Origin of the sequence: Bifidobacterium platyrrhinorum (assembly GCF_010667645.1) — a bacterium.
In the GTDB taxonomy this organism is placed as follows: domain Bacteria; phylum Actinomycetota; class Actinomycetes; order Actinomycetales; family Bifidobacteriaceae; genus Bifidobacterium; species Bifidobacterium platyrrhinorum.
Map to the genome: position 1 here is coordinate 25,803 of NZ_WHZV01000012.1, position 18,631 is coordinate 44,433.

An 18,631-nucleotide genomic window follows, 5' to 3' on the forward strand; every position below is an offset into this window, starting at 1 on the left:
GCGCGACTGGGTTCCAACTGCCCACGAGACGGACGCTGCCGCCCAATTGGGCGATGTTGCCGACGCGTCGCCAGTTTAGGGGGGTCGAGTTCCTTGAAGATGCCGGAGAGACCGGGATTGAGCTTTGCCTTCCTTGATTGGGTTAGCGAAAGCTATCCGATGTATACGGACAGTCCGGAGAGCACGATTTCGGTGCCGGCGTTGTAGGTGCCGGTCTCGCCGCCGACGAGCTTGACGGTGTTGCTGCCGGCGGCTGCTTCCATGACTATCGACTGCCACCACATGTTGGTGCCCACGATGGCGCGGAAGCGGCTCTTGGCCGGAGTCGGCAGGCGGAAGAGCACGTCTCCCGCACTGGGGTTCACGGCGTAATTCGATTTGATGATGCCGGCCAGGATCAGCATGTCGCCGACCCGCTTCCATCGCGCCACGCCGCTCGTCACCCATCCTCCTCCCAGGGACAGGTCCCCGGATTGGGTTAGCGAATCCCACACGCTCTGCATCGGCTTCAAGACGTTGAAGAGCGGGACGGGCGTACCTACGGTGATGCCGTCGAGGGGGATGCGGTAGAGGGGCATGGTGTGAGTGGAAACGTTGCCCCGGATGTCTCCGGTCGTATAGGTGGGGTCGACGGGTGTGCCGGTGGTGGCGGTGCCCTTGATGACTACGAGGTCGGCTGATTGGATTCCTGCAGTGGTCTTTGTGTACCGGCAGGCAATCAGGTCGTTACGTTTCATCCCTTGTGCGCCGTTGGTGATGGTCAGCGTCGTGGGCTTCTGGCACGTGACGTGATACCCCTGCATGACGAGGTCTCCGGTGCCGATGGTGACGCTGTTGGCGGACACGACGTTGATGGCGAGTTGGTCTCCGGTGACGAGGACGTATTCGTCGGCGCCGAGGATTCCGGCGGTCAGCCCGGCGTCGTCCTCGGGGTTGATGTGCTTCTCTCCGAGGTGGCCTGTGACGAGTTCGCAGCTCATGATCTCACCCCCGCGTTCTGCATCCATGAGTCGAATGCGTTGTCTGCGTCCTTGAGCTTGTTGAGGTATTCCTGCCAGCAGTTCAAGCAGAAGAGGTATTCGTGTCCAGCATTATTCGCGTCGTAGCGGGTGGTCGAGTACCATTCCTTCATACCGTCTTCGTCGGTGGGCGGATACCATTTGATGGTTTTGCACCGGTCGCATTGGAAGACGGTGCAGTCGTCGATTCTTGCCATGTGGTGGTTCCTTCCGGTTATTCGGCTTCGTAGTCGACGCTCGTCACGTCGCCTGTGACCTTGACGATTTTCTTGACGACGGTCGCGTCGACGGTGATTCCGGTGATGTTGTCGCGTGCGGAGAGCGTGTCTCCGACGTCGAGCAGGATGCCGGCTCCGTCTCTGACGGTTGCGGACACGTCGCCTTGGGATTGTTCGTCGAGGAGTTTCTGTCGGGTTTTTTCGTTGAGTTCGGCGAGTTCGAGGTTGTTGTAGTCGTAGGTCTCTGTGATCTCGTCGATGCCGGTCATGGATTGCGTCTGGCTGACATTGCCTTTTTCGTCCGCGTACCAGTGGGTGATGATGCGGGCTGCGAGGTCGCCTTTGCCCATGCCGATCAGGTGGTTGACGCGTCGCCAGGTGCGGGTGGCGTCGAAGTCGAGGATGTCGCTGTCGATGGTGTCGCCGTAGTGGGCGGCGGGTTCGGCCCATACGTCCACGTGTCCGGACCGGTATGCGAGGCGCAATTTCAGGCCGTTGGCCTTGCACATGGCAGTCAGCCCCGTGTATGCGTCGATGTACCGGTCGAATTGGAAAGCGTTGACGGTGGGGTTGACTCCGGCCGGCTGATTGGCTTGGAAGAATGGCGTGAGTCCGATGCGGGAGAGAAGCGAGGCGATGACCGTGCCGGCGGCGCCTGACACTGTCAGGTAGTCCTTGCCCTTGTCGGGCTGGAGTACCTTGCCGGCGAGGATGCCGTGCCAGGTACGCCCGGTGTAGGTGAGCGTGGATCCGGATGCGTCGAGCTGGTCGCGCATCGCGTCGACGACGCCGCCGCATTCGCCGCCGTCCATGTAGACGAGGGCGCCGGCGGGGATGAGTCTGGCGGCGGTGAGTTCGAAGTCGTTTTCGCCATTGTCTCCGCTCCCCCACGCGAGGTCGAGGGTGAAGTCCTGCAGGCATGCGTCGTCGCGCCGATCGGCGTCGGTCACGATGAGGTCAGCCATGCGGGTGTGCTCCTTTCCTCGTAGACGGTCAGATCGAAGCCGAAGCCGCGCCATGCGACATCACTCGTGCCGGCAGGGATGGGTTGGAAGATGTATTCGCCCCCGTCTAGCCCGGTACCGCGGCGAGCGCTGGAGAATACGTTCTCCGTGTCGCCGTTCTCGTGCGTCATGACGACGGTCCGGTTTCCGTCGACGCTTTCCACGGTCACGTACGCGCCCGTGGGGATGGTTATGTCGAGCGCGTACAGGTTCTCGCCGATGGTGATTTGAGGGTTCGCGGCCGGCCCGTAGATGACCATGCGGAATGGCATGGGCGCTGCGGCCGGGTTGGTGACGGTCTGGCCGCGCGAGCCGGGCGCGTAGTCGTATGGATAGTCGTACGGGTAGTCGAGGTCGAGGTCCGGTACGAGCTCGTCGGCCAGGTATTGCTGCACGTCGCCGGGCTTGCGCCAGACGCCGTCCAGGAGTGCGATGGAGAATTCGAAGGTGGCGGGTCCGGGCGGATCGTAGTCTGGCGTGACGCCGGTGACGAGCGCGTTCTGCGACCAGCCGTCCACTCGTAGGGTGCCGGCGACCCCGCGGCCGCCTAGTGGGGTGGCGGCGGCCATGTCCGCGTCGAAGAGGCGGCAGGCCTCGTCGAGTTGGGTCAGGTCGCCGCACGTGCCGGTCAGGCTCACCGTTGTCGCCTTGCGTACCGCGGACTCGATGCCGTGGGAGGCGAGTTCCACATCCCACGAGTGGGTGCGTAGGGACTCGATGCGCCTGACCATGATGCCGGCCGGGTCGATGAGATCTATCACCCGCTGTGGGTTCGCCCCGCAGCTGTAGGTCATGCTTCTCATCTTCCGGTCTCCTTTCAGACGATGCCGAGCACGCGCTTGCTTTCACGGATGGTCATGCCGGGCGCGTACTTGGCGATGATCGGGCCGATGTCTCCATGGAAGGACCGCAGGTCCGAGCGCAACCCACGGATTTCTTCCAAGAGGGTCGGGATGTCGGAGGCCATTGACGCGGGAGTGCTGCCAGCGTCGGACATGCCGGATCCGGCGGCGACACCGTTCACCTTCAGCCCGGACACGGCCAGTCGTGTGCCGGCGACACGGGAGCTGATTCCCTCCATCACTTTCCCGATGGAATTCTCCGCATCCGAAGACGCTGAGTCCATGCCCTCGGCGAGGCCCCTCACGAGCGCTCGACCCGAGTACGGGGTCCAGCCGCGTCCTGAGAACGGCCCCTCCTTGGCCGGCGAGTGCGGGAGGAAGGAGGCGATTTTGCTCATGACGCCTTTGATGGCGCTGCCGGCGGCTCCGATCATGCCGGTGATGCCGTCGATGAGGCCTTGGACGATGGCTTTGCCTGCGCTGAGGAGGAGTGTGCCTGCGCCGGCGAAGACGCCTTTGATGGCGCTGGTGACGCCGCTGAGTGCGCTGCGTGCTCCGCTGGCCGCGTTGGATAGGACGCTTTTGAAAGCGTTCCATGCTGCGGACCAGTTGCCGCTGATTAAGGCGGATACCATGCTGATGACGCCGGACACGATGCCGACCACGGCTTGGATGACTCCGCCGATGCCGTTGATGACTCCGGATACATATGGGAGCATCGACTGGATTGTGGGTAGCAGTAGCCCGGTGATGAAGCCCACGATGGTGGAGATTACGGACCCTACTACGCTCAGGATGCTCTGGATGACCGGAAGCAGCTGCTGGATGATGCCGACGATTCCCGCCACGGCTTCGGTGATGACCGTCACCAGCTGTTGGATTACGGGCGCGATGACCGTGATCACTTGGCTGATGAAATCCATCACCTGCTGGATGATGGGTAGGAGGATGTCGACGATTTGTGCGGCGACCTCGGCGATCATCGTGATGATCTGCGCGGCCGGCGGCAGCAGTCCGGCAATCAGTTCGGCCAGTGGCGGCAGGATGCTCGACACGAGCTGCCCGATGACGGGCATGATCGCGGTCACGGCGGCCATGAGCGGTTCCATGACCGTGGGTATGAGCGGCATGAGCGTCTGGATGATGCTGCCGATGGCGGGGATGAGCGTTCCGATTGTGTCCGTGATGGCGGGCAGGATCTGCTTGACCGCGGATTGGATGCTTTTCGCCATCGCGTCGAAGGCAGGTTGCATGCCCGTGATTTCGCCCTTGAACTGGCTGAATATGGCGGTGACCTGATCGCCGAACGCGTCACGGAGTTCGGGCGTGGTCGCGACGAGCGCGGCGATGGCGGACACCAGGATTCCGATGGGGCCGCCCAGGGCGGACAGTGGGGCGGTCAGACCGCTCAGGGCGCCGCCGAGCAGCGGGATGTTGGATAGGAGCGGGGCTATGCCTCCGATGCCCAGTGCGGTGAAGGCCGCGACCAAGGGGGCGATGGCTCCCTGTATCGGTTTGATGAAGTCCCCGAAGCCGGAGAAGACGTCGGAGACCGCGTCCACTGCTTCCTGGAAGGGTTTGGGTAGCAGGTCGACGAGTCCGGAGAAGAGGCTGGGGATCGCCGCGACGATGCCCTTGGCGATCTGGCCGATGCGGGGAAGGATGTTCTTCAGCGCGGTGCCGATGGATTCGGCGAGCTGTTGGGACAGGGCGCCCATGTCGGCGTTTTCCTGTCCGAGGCCGGCGAGCCAGTTCGACCAGGCGGCCTTCATCGAGTTGACGCTGCCCTCGATGGTGGTCGCGGCTTCTTTGGCGGTGGTGCCGCTGATGCCCATTTCCTTCTGGACGCGGCTGATGGCCTCGACGACGTCGGAGAAGCTGTCGATGCTCAGGTCGTTGCCGTCCTTGAGCACGCCGGGCAGCTTGTTCGCGTCGTCGATGAGTCTCTGCAGCTCGGTCTTCGTACCGCCGTACCCGAGCTTGAGATTGTCCAGCATCGCGTAGTTGCCGCGGGCGAGCGACTGGTAGGTCTGCTGGATGCTGCCGATGTCGGTGCCCATCTTGTTGGCGTTGTCCGACATGTCGATGATGGCCTGATTGCCGAATTCGGCGGCCTTGGCGGTATCCCCGCCGAGGGAGCTCACGAGGCTTGCGGCGAAGCTCGTGACCTGGTTCATGTAATCGTTCGCGCTGACGCCGGCCGTTTTGTACGCTTCGGCCGCGTACCGTTGCACGGTGCCGGACGCGCCCTTGAAGAGGGTGTCGACGCCGCCGACGGCCTGCTCCCATGTGGCGTACGCGTCGAGCGCCTGCTTGCCCGCGGCGACGACGCTCGCGCCGATGGCCGCGGCCCCGGCTCCGATGGCGGCGACCGCACCGGTGGCGAGCCCCTTCAGGTGGGACAGGGCGCCGGAGGCGAGATTGGAGAAGCCGCTGACCGCGGTGGATGCCATGCCGCCGAGGGCGCTGCCTATGGCACCGGCGGCACTCTGCGCCCCGGTGGGGAGTTTTGCCCATACGGCGGATGCGGAGGTGGCGATGTTGCCGGCATAGGTCTTGACCGCTCCCCCGACCTTGTTCATCGTGCTCGACATGATCGGCGAGACGATGGAGCCGAATTTTCGGAATGGGGCGGCCATGGTGTTGGCGACGGGGGCGAGCGTGGTCGCGATCTTGCCGCCGAATTCACGGACGGGAGCGGTCCACGTCGCGACGGCGGTTTTGATGGTGGAGCCGGTGTTCGCAGCCCATGTGCGGAATGGGGCGGTCCACGTCGCGATTTTCGATCCGAAGGACGTGCCGATGCCGGAGGCCCACGAGGCGAGATTGGACCCCCAGCCCTTGAGCGTGCTCTGCGCGGCGGTGACCGCGGCTTTCAGGCCATTGCTGATTTTCGCGCCTGCCTGTACGGCGAATCCGGACAGGGCCTGGGTGGCGGTGGATGCGAAGCCGGTGATTTTGGAGCCGAGCGGCTTCCAGACCGCGTCGATGCCGATCAGGCTACGGGCGAGGGAGCCTATCGCGCCGGACAGGCCGGTGAACGACGACTGGCCGCGGTCCATGGACTGGAAGCCGCTGAGGAAGGAGCTCGCCATGGTGCGCATGGACACCGTGGTTTTGCCGGTTTCCTTGACGAGTTCGGCTTCGGCGGCTTTCAGCACCTTCTTGGCCGCGGCGAGTTTCTCCGCGGCCGCGTTGGACTTGTCCAGGGCGACGGACTGGCGCAGCTGCGCCTGCTCGAGTCTGATGGACGCGGCCTGAGCCTGGGTGCTGTCGGCCCCGTATTTCTTGACGGCGGCGTTGAGCTTGTCCTGGGCGGCCTGCACCTGCACGGTGGCCTGCCGGTAGTTCAGCAGTGCGGCGGACGCCTTGCTGGATGCCTGCGCCACGTCCCTCTGGAACGGTTTGAGCGCGTCCTTGGCCATGTCTCCGGAGTTCGCCCGGAATCCCGTCTTGAAGCTGGTGCCGAAGGCCTTGCCGAGTTTCGACCCGGTGCCGAATGCGGTGCCGAAGGTTTTGGCTCCGGCCTTGCCGGCGGTCTTCATGCCCTTGTTGACCGCGCTGCGGAACCCCTTCATGGTGGGGAATATCGAGATATGGCCGGTACCGACCTCGGCGCCGTTCGCCATGCGTCACCTCCTAGTGGGGATGTGGATTATCTGTCGAAAAGGCCGCTGAGCTGCGAGTCCGCCTCGGCTCGCTCCTCCTCGCTCGGTGTCCACTGCTCGGCCTGGCCGGACAGGTCGCCGAGCAGTCCGTGCGCTCCCATGGCGGATGCGGCGATGATGCCGGTCGCATCCAATGGAAGGGGCATGTGGAATGTGGCGGCGCCAATGTGGGTGGATGGGTCGCCGGCGAGGGTTTCATACAGGGCGATGGCGTCGGCGAAGCGGAGTCGGCCGCCGAGGTCGGCGGTCAGGCTCCATCCGCGGGTTGCGAAGTCTGCGCGCGGCGCCTTGCCGTCATCGCCGGCGACTACTTCGCAGAACCATCGGATTTTCCCAGGTCGACGCCCTGGGTGCGGGTGATGGTCTCGCCGTAGTCGGCGAGGATGTTCATGACGACCTGCACCGGCTCGTCGGCCAGCTGGTCGGCCTGCTTCTGGCCGGCGAAGGCGGCGAGGATGCCGGAGACCGCGTCGATGCTCTCCGCGTCCGTGTCCGCGTTCGTGAGGCGCTTGAAGTCGTTGAGGCTGAGCAGCAGCGGCAGCTTGTAGATGCGCTTGGACGGCGCGAGCGCCCAGTATTCGTCGTTCTTGATGATGTGGCGGACGGTGAGATGGCCGGCGACGGCCTTGATGGCCTTCTCGTCCTGCGTCTCGTCCCATGAGTCGAAGTCCTCGATGGACGGCTGGTATTCAGTGGTCTTGGACATGGTTCACCCTTTGCTCGGATACGCGTATGGGACCCTTTGCGGTTGAGAGAGGAAGGGAAAGGTCCCCGCGGGTCTGAAAGGGTCCGAAAGAGGCCCGCGGGGAGGAATCAGGGTCGACGCCGGATCACTTCGGGTCGACGTAGGACTGCAGGTAACGGGAGGCGCCCCCGTCCACGTTCGGGTCGATCTGCCACTGGGCGGTCAGGGCGAGGCCCGAGGTCTCGCCGCGCGTGTCCTGCGCCGGCTCGTTGCCGGTGATCTGGACGACGCCCAGGCGGCGGCGCTTCCGGTTGGACCGGTACACGGTCTCCTGGTAGGCGAACCACTTCTCCGACTGGATGATGTCGCTCACGTGGTAGACGCCGTTCGCGTCCGGCTCGCCGATGGTGATGCGGCGGGTCAGTTCGTTGTCCTCCGCGGCGGTGAATGCCAGGGAGAGGTTGGGGTCGGCGGTGAGCAGGTAGCCGGGCTGGTGGAATTCGCTCGCGTCGTCCGCGTCGCGGGAGTCCTGCGGCGCACCGTCGGACGTGATCAGGCCGACCGAGCTGGTGGCGACGGGGAAGATGTCGGCGAGCTCGGTGATCGGGTCGGCGACGCTCGGCGCGATCATGTCGGCCGTGAGCTTCTTCGTCGCGTCGTATGGGGCGAGCAGAATCTTGCTGGTCTTGACGTACTTGACGTCTTCCAGATTGTTTCCATCGGCGTCTCGTGCCATGGAATCCTCCTTAATCTATTGGTTCGCCGGCCGCCATGAGACCGACGATGAGGTAGTAATGGGCGTATTCGGCCTCTTCCGTGACCGCGTAGGGGCCGTTGCAGGAGCCGTAGTCGACCGCGATGACCGGCGAGCCGGACGCGGATTGCAATGCGGTTTCGTCCGTGAGCAGCGCGGAGACACGGCGCGCGAGGTCCTTGCATGGCTTGTCGCGCGCCTGATTCCAGCCGAGCACGTTCACGCCTATGGACCGCGTATATTCGAGGAATTCGTCGCGGTCACCGCCGTCGTCGCGGATGGTGACGAGCGGATAGGCGCCGACATAGTCCGGCGGCGTCTTGTTCTTGACCTTCAAACCCGGCACGTCGGGCAGTCGGGCGCGCAGGTAGTCGCACAGCCACTGCTCGAGGTCAGGCGGGACGACGCCGGTCATGACTTCGCCGCCTTCAACGCCTTGGTGAGGTTGCCGGTCTGCGATTCGACGAGCATGGTCTTCGGGTCGTGGCCGACGACCATGTAGGTGGTGCGGTGCTCGTGCTGCACCGTCTCCACCGCCAGCCCGTCCCGGTAGGCGCCCGTGTCGACTGGCGCATTGGACCGGGCCGCCGCCAGCGCCTTCTCCGCGGCGCCGCGGCACATGGCGCGCACGCCGGCCGAGTTGAGGATCTCGTCGAACACCGACTCGTTGAAATCGATGTAGGTCTGTCCGTATCCGGCCATCGGTCATCCTTTCCACTCGGTGAGCTGGATCTCGGTGGTGGGATGCCAGCCGGTGAACGCGTTCACGTCCCGGCTGGGTACCCCGGTCACCGACCAGACGACCCCGTCGGCCGGGTCGGCGCGGATACGGTCGCCCACCCGGATGTCCACGGTCGGGTCCGGGACAGTGAGGTAGGCGGCGGTCGTGGTGCGCCGGTCAAGCACGTCCGGGGTGCGCATCGACGACGAGGACGCGAGCGCGCCGCGGAATGCGAGTTGCTCGGGGTCGGTCCAGTCGTCGGTGGTGTCGGTCGGGTCGTAGTCGTCGGCCACGGGGCGGGCGCGTAGGCGTATGAAGCGTCTGGCGCCGGGCATGCTGACGGTGTTGAGGTCGTCGAGCAGGCTCATGGCATGGCTCCCAGCCGGTACGGGTTGAGTTTGGCCATTTCGTCGGCCATGAGGGTCACGTTGTAGGTGACGGTCGAACCGTTGACGGATTGGGATTGGATGACGCCTGCTGCGGCGGTCGCGGCCCGTTTGGCGGCGTTGACGAGTACGCCCTGCACGTCTGGTACGTCGTCGAGTGGCCAGCCGGCGTGGATGCGGTAGTGGACCGCGGCCACGCCGGTGGGGAAGGTTCCGCTCATGCATTCGATGAGGCCGGTGGCGGGGTCGTATGCGTGGGCGATGGGTTTGCCGTCGCGGCCGGTGAGCTCGTCGATTGTGGTGACGTGGCGTGCGGGCAGGCGCAGGACGGTGCCGCCGCGGCTGTTGATCGCTCCCGTCAGTTCGATGTTCGGGGCGATGTGCCAGCCGCAGTAGCGGCGGATGGCGGCCTGTGCGGCGTGGAGCCAGAAGAGGCCGTCCGCGTCGAACGTCGCCGGGTCGGTGATGATGTCCGGCATGGCCGGCGCGGTTTCGTCCATGCTTGATCCTCCCCTCCGGCTACTGGATGGCGGACGGCTGGTCCATGGGCTGGTCGCCTGCCGCGGCCGCGGTGGTGACGGTGATCGCGTGCGCCGCGTTGGCGGTGTCGGTCCAGGTGCCGGCGGTGACCTTGCCGCTGGTGTCGGTGGTCAGGGCGATGGCTTTGACACCCACGCCGGCCGCGCCGTTGGAGCCGTTCTTGCCCGCGGCCCCCGGGCTTCCCGCAGGGCCGGTGGCGCCGGCGGGGATGCCCAAGGTGAGCACGCCGCCGGCCAGCGTCGCGGTCGGCGCCGTGCCGGCGGCGAGCGCGGTGGCTTTGACGCTGGTGATGGCGCCGCCGCTGATCTTGGACAAGTCGATGGGGTTGCCGTCGGTGTCCAGGAGGGTGAGGCGGGTGGTGTATTGGGTGGGGTCGGCCGTGGTGTCGGTGACGGTGGCGGTCATGGTCGCATCGGTCATGATTCCTCTTTTTCGATGGTGGCGATGGCCGGGTTTTCGATCTCGGCCGTGAATTCCTGTGACGCGTTGGCTGGGAGGACCGATACCTCGAGTCTCGCCGTCTCCCCCACCCTCATTGCGAGGGTGTCGGGTGTGACGGTGATGCTCTCGGCGTCAGGCGTCACTTCGTGGCTTTTCCCAGCGTGACCTTGACGAAGGCCTGCGGGTACTTGACCTGCAGGCCGATGCGTTCGCGCACGCGGAAGGTGATGAGGTCGGAGGTGAAGTCCTCGGCGTGGCTGTTGGTGGACTCGGCGCGCAGTCCGCCCTTGCGGATGACGGCGCCGCCGAGCTTGAAGGCGCCGACGAGTGCGGTGCCCTGGGCGATGGCCTCGGTGACGACGGTCTTGAGTCCCCACAGGGGCGGGTCCTGCATGATCGTGCCGTTGCCGTACTGGCCGTTGAAGTAGCCGCCGCCGTAGTACTGGCCGTTCGCGTCCTTGGACAGGCGGATGGTCTCGTAGTCGGCGGGGTTGATGACGAGTGCGTCGGCGCGGAAGCCGGTGGCGAGCGCGATCTTGGTGCGTGCCTTGAAGATGCGGTCGGGGTCGCTGTCGGTGCCCTGTCCCATGGCTTGGATGCCTTCGCGGTTGAGTAGGCCGTTGATGTTGGCGTCGATGCCGTCTCCGGAGAGGAGTTGGGTCTCTTCGAGGAGTTGGAGGTTGTAGCGGGCGTGGTTGTTGATCTCCGACACGATGTAGGCGAGGTCTTCGGCCATGTTGTCGGTGACTTTCCACCATGCGGCGACTTCCTTGAGGCTGTCGGCCTTCCAGCTGGGGGCGGGCAGGTGGGTCTGGGGCTTCTTGCCGCCTTCGCTCACGGTGCCGGCGCCGCCTTCGAGGGGCCCGTAGACGGGGTATTCGACGGTGTTGGCGTTGCCGGAGAGGGTGACGGTGCCGAGGAGGTCTGCGACGACGAGGGGTCGTTCGTAGGGCCATACGCCGTTCATGTCGATCTGGGTGATGATCGGCTGGTATCCGGTGCCGGCGGCGCCGTCTCCGACGGTCTGGATGTCGGTGGCGGCCTTGTAGTCGGTGGTGGCGAACTGCTTGGCCTCACGTACGGTGAGGCCGGCGTGCTTGAGTTCGGCGGCGTAGTGGTCGCCGAGCGTGCGCGCGCCCTTGGCCTGCGGGGCCGGGTCGGCATGGTCGTCCGTGAGGTTCTTGACGCCGGAGAACAGGTCGATGCGTTCCTGGAGGCGCTTGGCTTCCGCGTAATGCTGCTTGAGTTCGGTGACCTGTTCTTCGGTGAGGTTGTCGGCGCCCTTGCTGATGAGGGTCTGTGCCGCCTTCTTCTCGGCGGCGAGCTGTTCCACGAGGTTCATGTGGGTGTTCTCCTTATCTGATGTCGGCCAGCGAGAAGAAGTCGCTGATGTACTGGAATTCGGCGGCCCACGATTGTGGGTCGAAACTTTTCTTGTCGGACTCGTCCCTGGGCTTGTCGGACTCGTCGTCCGGCTTGTCCGTGGTGTCGTCCGTGGTGTCGTCGGATGGCTTGTCGTCGTCCGCGGTGTCGTCGCCGGTGGCGGTCGGGGCGGGCTCGTCGGCGGGCTCGGATGCGGGCTTGTCCGTGTCCGGCTCGTCCTTGGGCTTGTCGTCCTCGGTGTCGTCGGGGCCGGCCATTTCGGTGAGTTGCGCGATGATGCCGCGCAGGGTCTCCCGGTCGGTCTTGCCGGCGCGGCGGCCGGCCTTGACCTCGAGCACCTCGGCGCCCTGGTTGGCGGCGAGTTGGACGAGGCTGATCTCGAAGAGCTTGATCTCCCGGATCTCCCGGTACCCGTCCCACGGGCTCTTCGACTCCTCGTCCTCCACGAACGCGGTCTTCTGGGCGACGAAGCCGATGCTCATCTGGTGGATGAGCCCTCGCTTGAGCAGCTCGTAGGCGCGCTGACCCTCCGGGATGGACGTGTCAAGGCGGGCGGTGACGAGCAGGCCGTGCTCGTCCTCCACCGCGGATAGGGTCTCGCCGATCACGTCGAAGGGCGAGCCGTCCTTATGCTGCCAATGAATAGGGATGTGCGCTCCCCCGTCCGGATAGTCGGCGCTGAGGGTGTTGGCGAAGGCTCCTTTGACGATCACGTCGTCGTACATGTCGCGCTCCCACGTGGACGCGTAGCCGCGGAAGACGCCCTCTCCCCCGCCGTCGTCCTCGGTGAGCTCCTTGACTTGGAAGCTCTTATGGTCGAGCCTCATCGGCCCCTCCTTTCATCATGTCGTCCCATTGGGTGCGGAAGCGTGCGTCGTACGCGTACGCCCGCCTGAATTCGGCGAGCATGTCCAGCGCCTTGCCGTTGGGGCTGCTCGAGGTCTGCGCGTTCTGCGTCTGCCCGCCGTCCTGCGGGCTGGGCTGTCCGCCCTCCGTGACGTTGAGCGGGGTGATGAGCTCGTCGCCTCCCGGCACGGGCGGCATGTCCAGCAGGGCGCGCGCCCGGTTCGTTTCCATGAACGGGCGGCCGGTCGCCGTGGACAGCGCCTGGTATTGGGTTTCGAGCGTGCCGCGCAGTTTCGCGTCCAGATTCGCCTTCACATAGCAGTCCGGCTCGCCCAGTGCGGCGGGCAGGGTGAAGTTCAACGCCTCCTCGAAGGCCGTCAAATACGGGAGCAGTTCCACATTCCAGAGCTTTTCCTTATAGGCGGCGATATTGCTGTTGGTGCCGGTGCGGAAGCCGATGTTCTCCGGGCTGATCTGGAAGGCGAGGGCGACCTGCTCGTTGATCTTGTCGCGCGCCTCCAGATCGTTCATGTCGACGGGTTTGAAGAGGCTGCCGATCTCGCGCACCTCCATGCCGTCGCGCAGTGGGAGCCATGCGCCCTCGCGTCCGCCGCCCGACTGGTAGTTGCGCAGGGCCTCTACGAAGTCGTCGTAGTCCTCCTGCGACTCCCACGGCACCTCCTTGGGACGGAAGATGTAGGCGGGCGTCTGCGGCGCGTTCGACGAGATCTTGCGCCGATAGGCGGCCATGGCGCGCGCCTCGGCCAGGAGGCTGCGCAGCACATTGGCGACGGGATTGCCGAAGTCGAGGCTGTCGAGGTAGCCGATGTCCATGACCACGCGCGGGTCCGGCAGCGGGTAGCGGGTGACGGGGCCCGTCCCGTCGCTGCCGACCGTGACCTGCGTCAATTCCCCGTACGCGTTCGCCTGGAGGCTGTACGAGTCGGGCGGGATACGGCGCAGCGTGTAGTCCCCGGACGTTTTGTCGAGTCCGACGACGCACAGCCACCGGTCGTCGAGGAGCATGTCGCGCAACAGTGATTCCACGAACCGTTCGCGCGGACGCAATGGCGACGGGCGCTTCATGAGCCGTGCGAGCATGGAGTCGGGCGCCTCCTCGGCCGACCCGTCCGCCCGCTTGCGGTACACCTTCAAGGGCAGGGAGGCGATCTGGCGGCTGATGAAGTCGACGACGACGCGTACCGCGTATTCGCGCGCGTACAGGCCGTAGGCCATGCCGTAGGAGGGGAAGTCGTCGTCGGTGGGCCAGCTGATCGCCTCGGGCATCGCGTCCATGATGGTCGGCGTGGCGACCTGTGCGGCCTTGCGTTCCGCGATCGCGGCGGGGCCAGTCAAGAGTCGGGTGAAGAGTCCCATAGCCCCTCCTGTCGGGTCTAGCAGTGAATACGGATGCCGGTCGACGGCCGGTATTTCGGCTTCTCCGGTTCCCCGCTCATCGTCTCGAGCGCGTACAGCGCCTGGCTTTCCGCGATCAGGCCACTGATCTGCATGACGCTTTTTTGTCGGTCCCATACCTCGACCTCGCCCAGGCGGCGGGTGATCGCGACCGCCGCCTGCTGTTCGATGGCCGGCTGTGGCAGATGACGGAGTTTCCCGTCGCGTATGCGGTCGCGGAAGCGGCCGGCGGCGGCGCCGACGCGGAAGCCCTCGATCATGTGGACCGTCCACCCTTCCTCGGTCAGGGGGTCGCAGAAGTCGACGGCCGGGCACCCCTTGGACTGGATCGCGACCTCATGGATGGACGGCCATCTCTCCTTGAGGAGCCGGAGGTATTTGGGCACCCAGAGCATGCCGTCGCGGCGTACGATCAGCTCGACGTGGGGCAGCCCGTCGGCGCGGTAGCCGGCGGCGGCGATGTACGTGGTCTCCCGGTCCGCGCTCGTGTCCACGGACAGGACCACGCGCCCGTCGTCGGGAATGGACGACGTGTCGTCGATACCGCGCTTCCACTGCTTCGGGTCGATGTAGGGGATGATGTCCGCAGTGACCCACTGGCAGAGGACCTCGGTGCGGAACGCGGCCTCGGTCATGCCCTTCTCGAGGTCCGCGACGATGCTGCGGTAGGTCATCGCCCCGTACCCCATCGACGGGTTCGCCTGGCGTACCGCGTCGCGGTCGTCGATGGCGCACCCGTCGGGCGCGGACCATTCGAAGTAGCCGAAGCTCGCGTCATGTTCCGCGGCCCACGTGTCTGCGGGCACGTCGCCCGCCTCCACATCCTCGGCCCACGAGGCCACGAGCCGGCGTCCGGAGTCGACCAGCTGGCGCAGTTTCACGCTGCGGTAATCACCCGCGTTCGAGATGCCCCACAGTTGGCTCGACCAGATCGCCTTCGTGGTCTGCGACACCGCGTTCCACCCGTCCTCGTTGTACTGCTCGCGCAGCTCGTCGAAGACGACGCGGGCCGCGCTCTTGGACCGGATGGACTTATCCGCGCGCACGATGTACTGCGCCTTGCTGCGGCAGACGATCGCCTCCTCGCCATGCGAGTTGTTCACTCGCTGCACGCGCGACTGGAGGGCCGGGACCGCGAGCGCGGCCTCCTCGGCCGTCGACGGCGACGGGTTGCACCAGTTCAGCACCGCCTGGTAGGGGGCGCGCGCATTGTCCAGGGTCTGGGCGGCGCCGACCACGAGGAACTTGTACGGGGGCACCCGGTCCGGGTGGCGGATGGAGTCGACGAAAAGCCACCAGGCGCACAGGACGCCCATGATCGTGGTCTTGCCGTTCTGACGCGCCACCAGCGTGATGACCTGGCGGAACCGGTAGGAGCCGTCCGGATTCAATTCGAGCGCATGGATGAGCAGCCACTTCTGCCAGGGGTAGAAGCGTACGCCGAGGAAGCGCTCCGCGAAAGCGATGACGGAGAACCCGTTCGACGTCTCCGGGGTCAGCTCGCGCAGCGGGGGCGTGTACATGCGGGGAAGGGTGCGGCCGTGCTCGCCGTCATCGATCTCACCGAGATCCATGCGCCCTCCCCTCATCCGATGCTCGCGAGATACTCCTCGAACTCGTCGGTCACCGGCTTCTGCTCCTTCACCGCGGCCTTCACCCCGACGCGCGCCGCCGGCGTGGCGCCGAGCTCACGCAGGACGTTCATGAGGTGAGGCACGAGATAGAGGGCCTTGGTGACCTCCTGCCCCGTGCCGTGGCGAAGGGCGTAGTCGATCTGCCGGGCTATGGCGCGGCCGGACGCGATGACCGCGGCGTCCGCGTCGGTGGTGTCCAGAGCGGCCACGGTATCCTCATAGCTCGAGGTGATCGCCGCGCCATCATCAGGCTTATCCAGGATGCGCAGACGACGCTCGCTGAGCGCATTGCATGTATCGATGGCCTTGAGGTCGCCCTTCAATGCCAGCGGGTAGGCGGCACGGTAGAGAGCGTCGATGCGCTCAAGTTCGAGGGAGCGCTCCGTCTCCTGATCCTTGCCCCGCCGATTGACGGCGAGCGCTCTGCGGATGGCGGCCTCCGTCGATGTGGTGTCGCGGAAGCCGCAGATGTCGCGGACCTCTGTGAGTGGCATGGAGCCGATGAAGAGGCGGAGGGCTTTCGCGTCCTTCTCTTTGTCTGCCATGCGGCTCCTCCCTATGTCTCGTCATTCGGCTCATTCGAGGGGTCCGTGAGGGTGCCTGTGTCTGGTGCGCCCAGTCTTTTGGCGGCCTTGCGTCGATTGCCCTTGCAGTAGACCAGTATTTCCTGGTGGACTCTTGTCAGGGTCCTGGTCTGTGTGAAGGCGCGGATGCATCTGATGGCGGCGTTCCCCGCGCTGTTCAGGAGGATTGCATCATTCACCAGCGTCATGCCGGCGGCCTCGCATCCCTCGCTCATGCATCGGCGCATGTCGAGGATGTGGCCGTCTCTTTTATCGCGGACGGAGGCGACGATGAAGACGGCGAAGGAGTCCGGGCGCAGGACTCTCGCCATCTCGGAGAGTGTCTTTGCCATGGCATGGTCGAAGTCCTTTGGTCTCATCGTGCTGAGGTCTCTGGGGTCGTCCGAGTACTTCTCGAGTCCGTAGTAGGGGGGGCATCCGATGGCCATGTCGAAGAAGGAGTCTGGGTAGTCCCCCAGCCGCTCGGTACTGTCTCCTTCTACCCAGGTCGGGTCGATCCACGACTCTGGATTGCCCAGATTGGCCGCTACGGTCGGGGCCTGCCTCCGATTCTCCTCGATTTGCTCGCCCCGTAATTCGATACCGGTGTAGTCTCGTCCCAGTGCCGCGGAGACGACGCCGCGCACGCTGCCGCCAGCCCATGGGTCGATGATGCGGTCTCCGGTGCGGCTATGCCAGGAAATCATCAGCTCGGCCAGGACCGGGTCGAAGACGCTTGTCGCGGGCGCCACCGGCTTCAGCTGATCTCCATATAGTCCGACGACTTCCTCGCGGGAAAGTTTGCGCTCCTCCTCCGCCTCCGCTCTGTTCTTGACCTCATACCAATTTCGGTAGTGGGAGGATGGTGAGGATAGGAGGAGGTCGTCGGGCCGCCCTGCGTCGCTGCGTAGGCCGAGGCCGATCCACGCTTTCTTTCGATCGCGCCATGGTCCGGACCGGGAGTCGAGTACCGTGAATGGCGGGGCTCCGTACCGGTCTCGCAGAGATGTCCTTGTCTCCGGTTCCTCCTCGTCTGTAGTGTCGGCTGGGGACTCCGAAATCAGCTTCAGATCCTCGGGAGTGTATCCCGTCCCCTCCAGGTCGGAGACGGATGAGAGCAGGGCTGCCAGCTCGGACTCGTCGTAGCCGCCGAGATCGGAGAGCCTATTATCGGCGAGGACGATCTGCGCGGCCTGGTCGTCGTCCACGTCCACCGTCGTCGCCTGGATCGTCTCCCACCCGAGCTTCCGGGCAGCCATATACGTGTGGTTGCCGGCCAGGATCTCGTAATCATGCGAGGCGTGGGTGCCGACGTTGACCACGATCGGCCGATACTGGCCGCGCGCCTTCAGCGATTCGGCGATCGCGTCCACGTCGCCGCGCCGTGGATTGCGATGGTACGTGTGCAGCGCGTCCAACGCGAACGCTTGGACCTTGAGATTCGCCATCACCGGTTCCTTCCCCGCGCACGCGCGCGATGGGGTGGTCATTTTCGGAGAGAGAGGAGTGGCGGGCATGCGGATAGTGCAGCAATCGACGGGCGTCGCAGGATCCTACCGCCCCTCCCCGCCCCTCCGGCCGGTCAGGAATGGAACGCATCGACGAAAGCATTGACGCCGGCGGTGAGGCGGCGAGTGAACGCCTTCGAGTCGAGCTTCGGCACCGACGTGACAGGGCCGGCGACGACGGTCCTAAGGACGATGGGCATGTCGACCTCGACACTGGCGAGATCCACGTCGTGATCGTCGACGACTGCGCTGATGTGGAGTGTGATGGGAGTGCTCGGCTCGGGGCGTCCGTCGTTGTCTTCGTGTGCCATGGTGTCCTCCTATATCCATTGGCGTGAGAGCTGTCCTATGGGCTCTCCCGGGTCCTTGTTGCCGCGCAGGTTGTTGCACTGCGTGTGGCTGGGGCGGAAGCCGGCGGGGTCGTGCTGCAGGTCCGGGCGTTTGCTGACCGGGTAGAAGTGGTCGAGATTATAGGAGTCGTCCGTGCTGTTCTGCGGCGCCTCGTAGTCGATGGGCATGCCACACAGCCAGCATGGGGCGTGCGCCGCCCTGCATTTGGCGAAGAACGCTTTCCTGTCCTTCTCGAACTGACGTCCGCCTTTGCGCACGCGTCTGCTGGGGGCGACCATGATCCCCCTCTCTTGGATATGAGTAAGCCCCGCACGGTGGCGGGGCTTGAGAAGTAGGCGCCCATAGGCGGGATTCGGTACCCGCACTTATTCTCCGTTCTTTGGGAGCACCTCTGCAGTTGGGCCACTATGGGCATGGTGGCTTGGACGGTATTCGAAACCGTGGTGGAGTGTCAGCGTTTGCTCCACACCGCGTCATCCCGACGTGGTCCTTTAGTCCTCTCGGGCACGCAAGCCTTGGCGGGAGGACATGATTCGACACTGGAGTGGACCCGGCGCCGCCCGATCGGGGAGCCTCCCATATGCCGACGGCCACCGCCCGGGGATTCCGGGATGATGGCCGCCAGCGTGTCATCCCCGTACCGTAGGTATGG

22 protein-coding genes are annotated in these 18,631 nt (G+C 65.2%); all 22 read right to left on the minus strand.

The features are described 5' to 3' along the window. Positions 1-152: 152 nt before the first annotated feature. Complete coding sequence (locus GFD21_RS10310; RefSeq protein WP_163197885.1) at positions 153-980, minus strand: hypothetical protein; 828 nt, start codon at positions 978-980, stop codon at positions 153-155. Continuing rightward, entirely contained in the window at positions 977-1,216 is a 240-nt protein-coding gene (locus tag GFD21_RS10315) for a hypothetical protein (RefSeq protein WP_163197886.1), read from the minus strand. The genes GFD21_RS10310 and GFD21_RS10315 overlap by 4 nt, the downstream gene beginning before the upstream one ends. A gap of 17 nt (positions 1,217-1,233) precedes the next feature. Further along, positions 1,234-2,202 carry a hypothetical protein gene (locus GFD21_RS10320; protein ID WP_163197887.1) on the minus strand — a complete coding sequence of 323 codons (969 nt, stop codon included), beginning with the start codon at positions 2,200-2,202 and terminating at the stop codon, positions 1,234-1,236. Next, positions 2,184-3,044 carry a hypothetical protein gene (locus tag GFD21_RS10325; protein WP_163197888.1) on the minus strand — a complete coding sequence of 287 codons (861 nt, stop codon included), beginning with the start codon at positions 3,042-3,044 and terminating at the stop codon, positions 2,184-2,186. The genes GFD21_RS10320 and GFD21_RS10325 overlap by 19 nt, the downstream gene beginning before the upstream one ends. Before the next feature lie 14 nt (positions 3,045-3,058). Further along, a complete protein-coding gene (locus GFD21_RS10330) occupies positions 3,059-6,712 on the minus strand; it encodes a phage tail protein (RefSeq protein WP_163197889.1) in 3,654 nt (1,217 codons plus the stop codon). Positions 6,713-6,738: 26 nt separating this feature from the next. Further along, complete coding sequence (locus GFD21_RS10335) at positions 6,739-6,897, minus strand: hypothetical protein (RefSeq protein ID WP_163197890.1); 159 nt, start codon at positions 6,895-6,897, stop codon at positions 6,739-6,741. A gap of 161 nt (positions 6,898-7,058) precedes the next feature. Further along, positions 7,059-7,457 (minus strand): hypothetical protein, encoded by a 399-nt coding sequence (locus GFD21_RS10340; protein ID WP_163197891.1) that lies wholly within the window; start codon positions 7,455-7,457, stop codon positions 7,059-7,061. Positions 7,458-7,581: 124 nt separating this feature from the next. Further along, positions 7,582-8,172 (minus strand): hypothetical protein, encoded by a 591-nt coding sequence (locus GFD21_RS10345; protein WP_163197892.1) that lies wholly within the window; start codon positions 8,170-8,172, stop codon positions 7,582-7,584. Between the two features lie 10 nt (positions 8,173-8,182). Beyond that, a complete protein-coding gene (locus GFD21_RS10350) occupies positions 8,183-8,605 on the minus strand; it encodes a hypothetical protein (protein ID WP_163197893.1) in 423 nt (140 codons plus the stop codon). Then, positions 8,602-8,892: an HK97 gp10 family phage protein gene (locus GFD21_RS10355; RefSeq protein ID WP_163197894.1), complete on the minus strand. Its 291-nt coding sequence runs from the start codon at positions 8,890-8,892 to the stop codon at positions 8,602-8,604. Before GFD21_RS10355 ends, GFD21_RS10350 begins: the two co-directional genes overlap by 4 nt. A 3-nt stretch (positions 8,893-8,895) precedes the next feature. Continuing rightward, positions 8,896-9,279, minus strand: a complete 384-nt coding sequence (locus tag GFD21_RS10360; protein WP_163197895.1) for a hypothetical protein — start codon at positions 9,277-9,279, stop codon at positions 8,896-8,898. Beyond that, entirely contained in the window at positions 9,276-9,797 is a 522-nt protein-coding gene (locus tag GFD21_RS10365) for a hypothetical protein (protein WP_163197896.1), read from the minus strand. The genes GFD21_RS10360 and GFD21_RS10365 overlap by 4 nt, the downstream gene beginning before the upstream one ends. Positions 9,798-9,816: 19 nt before the next feature. Beyond that, a complete protein-coding gene (locus tag GFD21_RS10370; RefSeq protein WP_163197897.1) occupies positions 9,817-10,257 on the minus strand; it encodes a hypothetical protein in 441 nt (146 codons plus the stop codon). Further along, positions 10,254-10,421 (minus strand): Ig-like domain-containing protein, encoded by a 168-nt coding sequence (locus GFD21_RS11495; protein WP_163197898.1) that lies wholly within the window; start codon positions 10,419-10,421, stop codon positions 10,254-10,256. Before GFD21_RS11495 ends, GFD21_RS10370 begins: the two co-directional genes overlap by 4 nt. Then, positions 10,418-11,620: a phage major capsid protein gene (locus GFD21_RS10380; RefSeq protein ID WP_163197899.1), complete on the minus strand. Its 1,203-nt coding sequence runs from the start codon at positions 11,618-11,620 to the stop codon at positions 10,418-10,420. Before GFD21_RS10380 ends, GFD21_RS11495 begins: the two co-directional genes overlap by 4 nt. A 13-nt stretch (positions 11,621-11,633) precedes the next feature. Then, positions 11,634-12,488, minus strand: a complete 855-nt coding sequence (locus tag GFD21_RS10385; protein WP_163197900.1) for an HK97 family phage prohead protease — start codon at positions 12,486-12,488, stop codon at positions 11,634-11,636. Further along, positions 12,472-13,884, minus strand: a complete 1,413-nt coding sequence (locus GFD21_RS10390; protein ID WP_163197901.1) for a phage portal protein — start codon at positions 13,882-13,884, stop codon at positions 12,472-12,474. Before GFD21_RS10390 ends, GFD21_RS10385 begins: the two co-directional genes overlap by 17 nt. A 17-nt stretch (positions 13,885-13,901) precedes the next feature. Continuing rightward, entirely contained in the window at positions 13,902-15,497 is a 1,596-nt protein-coding gene (locus GFD21_RS10395) for a terminase (protein ID WP_163197902.1), read from the minus strand. A gap of 11 nt (positions 15,498-15,508) precedes the next feature. Then, entirely contained in the window at positions 15,509-16,102 is a 594-nt protein-coding gene (locus GFD21_RS10400) for a terminase small subunit (protein ID WP_163197903.1), read from the minus strand. Positions 16,103-16,113: 11 nt separating this feature from the next. Beyond that, positions 16,114-17,568 (minus strand): ParB/RepB/Spo0J family partition protein, encoded by a 1,455-nt coding sequence (locus GFD21_RS10405; protein WP_163197904.1) that lies wholly within the window; start codon positions 17,566-17,568, stop codon positions 16,114-16,116. Between the two features lie 134 nt (positions 17,569-17,702). Beyond that, positions 17,703-17,939 (minus strand): hypothetical protein, encoded by a 237-nt coding sequence (locus GFD21_RS10410; RefSeq protein WP_163197905.1) that lies wholly within the window; start codon positions 17,937-17,939, stop codon positions 17,703-17,705. Between the two features lie 9 nt (positions 17,940-17,948). After that, complete coding sequence (locus GFD21_RS10415) at positions 17,949-18,257, minus strand: hypothetical protein (protein WP_163197906.1); 309 nt, start codon at positions 18,255-18,257, stop codon at positions 17,949-17,951. Between the last annotated feature and the right edge of the window lie 374 nt (positions 18,258-18,631).

What these genes read in the sequence shown, in the direction of transcription:
- GFD21_RS10310 (WP_163197885.1), bottom strand. Translation starts at nt 980, where the DNA reads ATGAGCTGCGAACTCGTCACAGGCCACCTCGGAGAGAAGCACATCAAC.
- GFD21_RS10315 (WP_163197886.1), bottom strand. Translation starts at nt 1,216, where the DNA reads ATGGCAAGAATCGACGACTGCACCGTCTTCCAATGCGACCGGTGCAAA.
- GFD21_RS10320 (WP_163197887.1), bottom strand. Translation starts at nt 2,202, where the DNA reads ATGGCTGACCTCATCGTGACCGACGCCGATCGGCGCGACGACGCATGC.
- GFD21_RS10325 (WP_163197888.1), bottom strand. Translation starts at nt 3,044, where the DNA reads ATGAGAAGCATGACCTACAGCTGCGGGGCGAACCCACAGCGGGTGATA.
- GFD21_RS10330 (WP_163197889.1), bottom strand. Translation starts at nt 6,712, where the DNA reads ATGGCGAACGGCGCCGAGGTCGGTACCGGCCATATCTCGATATTCCCC.
- GFD21_RS10335 (WP_163197890.1), bottom strand. Translation starts at nt 6,897, where the DNA reads ATGCCCCTTCCATTGGATGCGACCGGCATCATCGCCGCATCCGCCATG.
- GFD21_RS10340 (WP_163197891.1), bottom strand. Translation starts at nt 7,457, where the DNA reads ATGTCCAAGACCACTGAATACCAGCCGTCCATCGAGGACTTCGACTCA.
- GFD21_RS10345 (WP_163197892.1), bottom strand. Translation starts at nt 8,172, where the DNA reads ATGGCACGAGACGCCGATGGAAACAATCTGGAAGACGTCAAGTACGTC.
- GFD21_RS10350 (WP_163197893.1), bottom strand. Translation starts at nt 8,605, where the DNA reads ATGACCGGCGTCGTCCCGCCTGACCTCGAGCAGTGGCTGTGCGACTAC.
- GFD21_RS10355 (WP_163197894.1), bottom strand. Translation starts at nt 8,892, where the DNA reads ATGGCCGGATACGGACAGACCTACATCGATTTCAACGAGTCGGTGTTC.
- GFD21_RS10360 (WP_163197895.1), bottom strand. Translation starts at nt 9,279, where the DNA reads ATGAGCCTGCTCGACGACCTCAACACCGTCAGCATGCCCGGCGCCAGA.
- GFD21_RS10365 (WP_163197896.1), bottom strand. Translation starts at nt 9,797, where the DNA reads ATGGACGAAACCGCGCCGGCCATGCCGGACATCATCACCGACCCGGCG.
- GFD21_RS10370 (WP_163197897.1), bottom strand. Translation starts at nt 10,257, where the DNA reads ATGACCGATGCGACCATGACCGCCACCGTCACCGACACCACGGCCGAC.
- GFD21_RS10380 (WP_163197899.1), bottom strand. Translation starts at nt 11,620, where the DNA reads ATGAACCTCGTGGAACAGCTCGCCGCCGAGAAGAAGGCGGCACAGACC.
- GFD21_RS10385 (WP_163197900.1), bottom strand. Translation starts at nt 12,488, where the DNA reads ATGAGGCTCGACCATAAGAGCTTCCAAGTCAAGGAGCTCACCGAGGAC.
- GFD21_RS10390 (WP_163197901.1), bottom strand. Translation starts at nt 13,884, where the DNA reads ATGGGACTCTTCACCCGACTCTTGACTGGCCCCGCCGCGATCGCGGAA.
- GFD21_RS10395 (WP_163197902.1), bottom strand. Translation starts at nt 15,497, where the DNA reads ATGGATCTCGGTGAGATCGATGACGGCGAGCACGGCCGCACCCTTCCC.
- GFD21_RS10400 (WP_163197903.1), bottom strand. Translation starts at nt 16,102, where the DNA reads ATGGCAGACAAAGAGAAGGACGCGAAAGCCCTCCGCCTCTTCATCGGC.
- GFD21_RS10405 (WP_163197904.1), bottom strand. Translation starts at nt 17,568, where the DNA reads ATGGCGAATCTCAAGGTCCAAGCGTTCGCGTTGGACGCGCTGCACACG.
- GFD21_RS10410 (WP_163197905.1), bottom strand. Translation starts at nt 17,939, where the DNA reads ATGGCACACGAAGACAACGACGGACGCCCCGAGCCGAGCACTCCCATC.
- GFD21_RS10415 (WP_163197906.1), bottom strand. Translation starts at nt 18,257, where the DNA reads ATGGTCGCCCCCAGCAGACGCGTGCGCAAAGGCGGACGTCAGTTCGAG.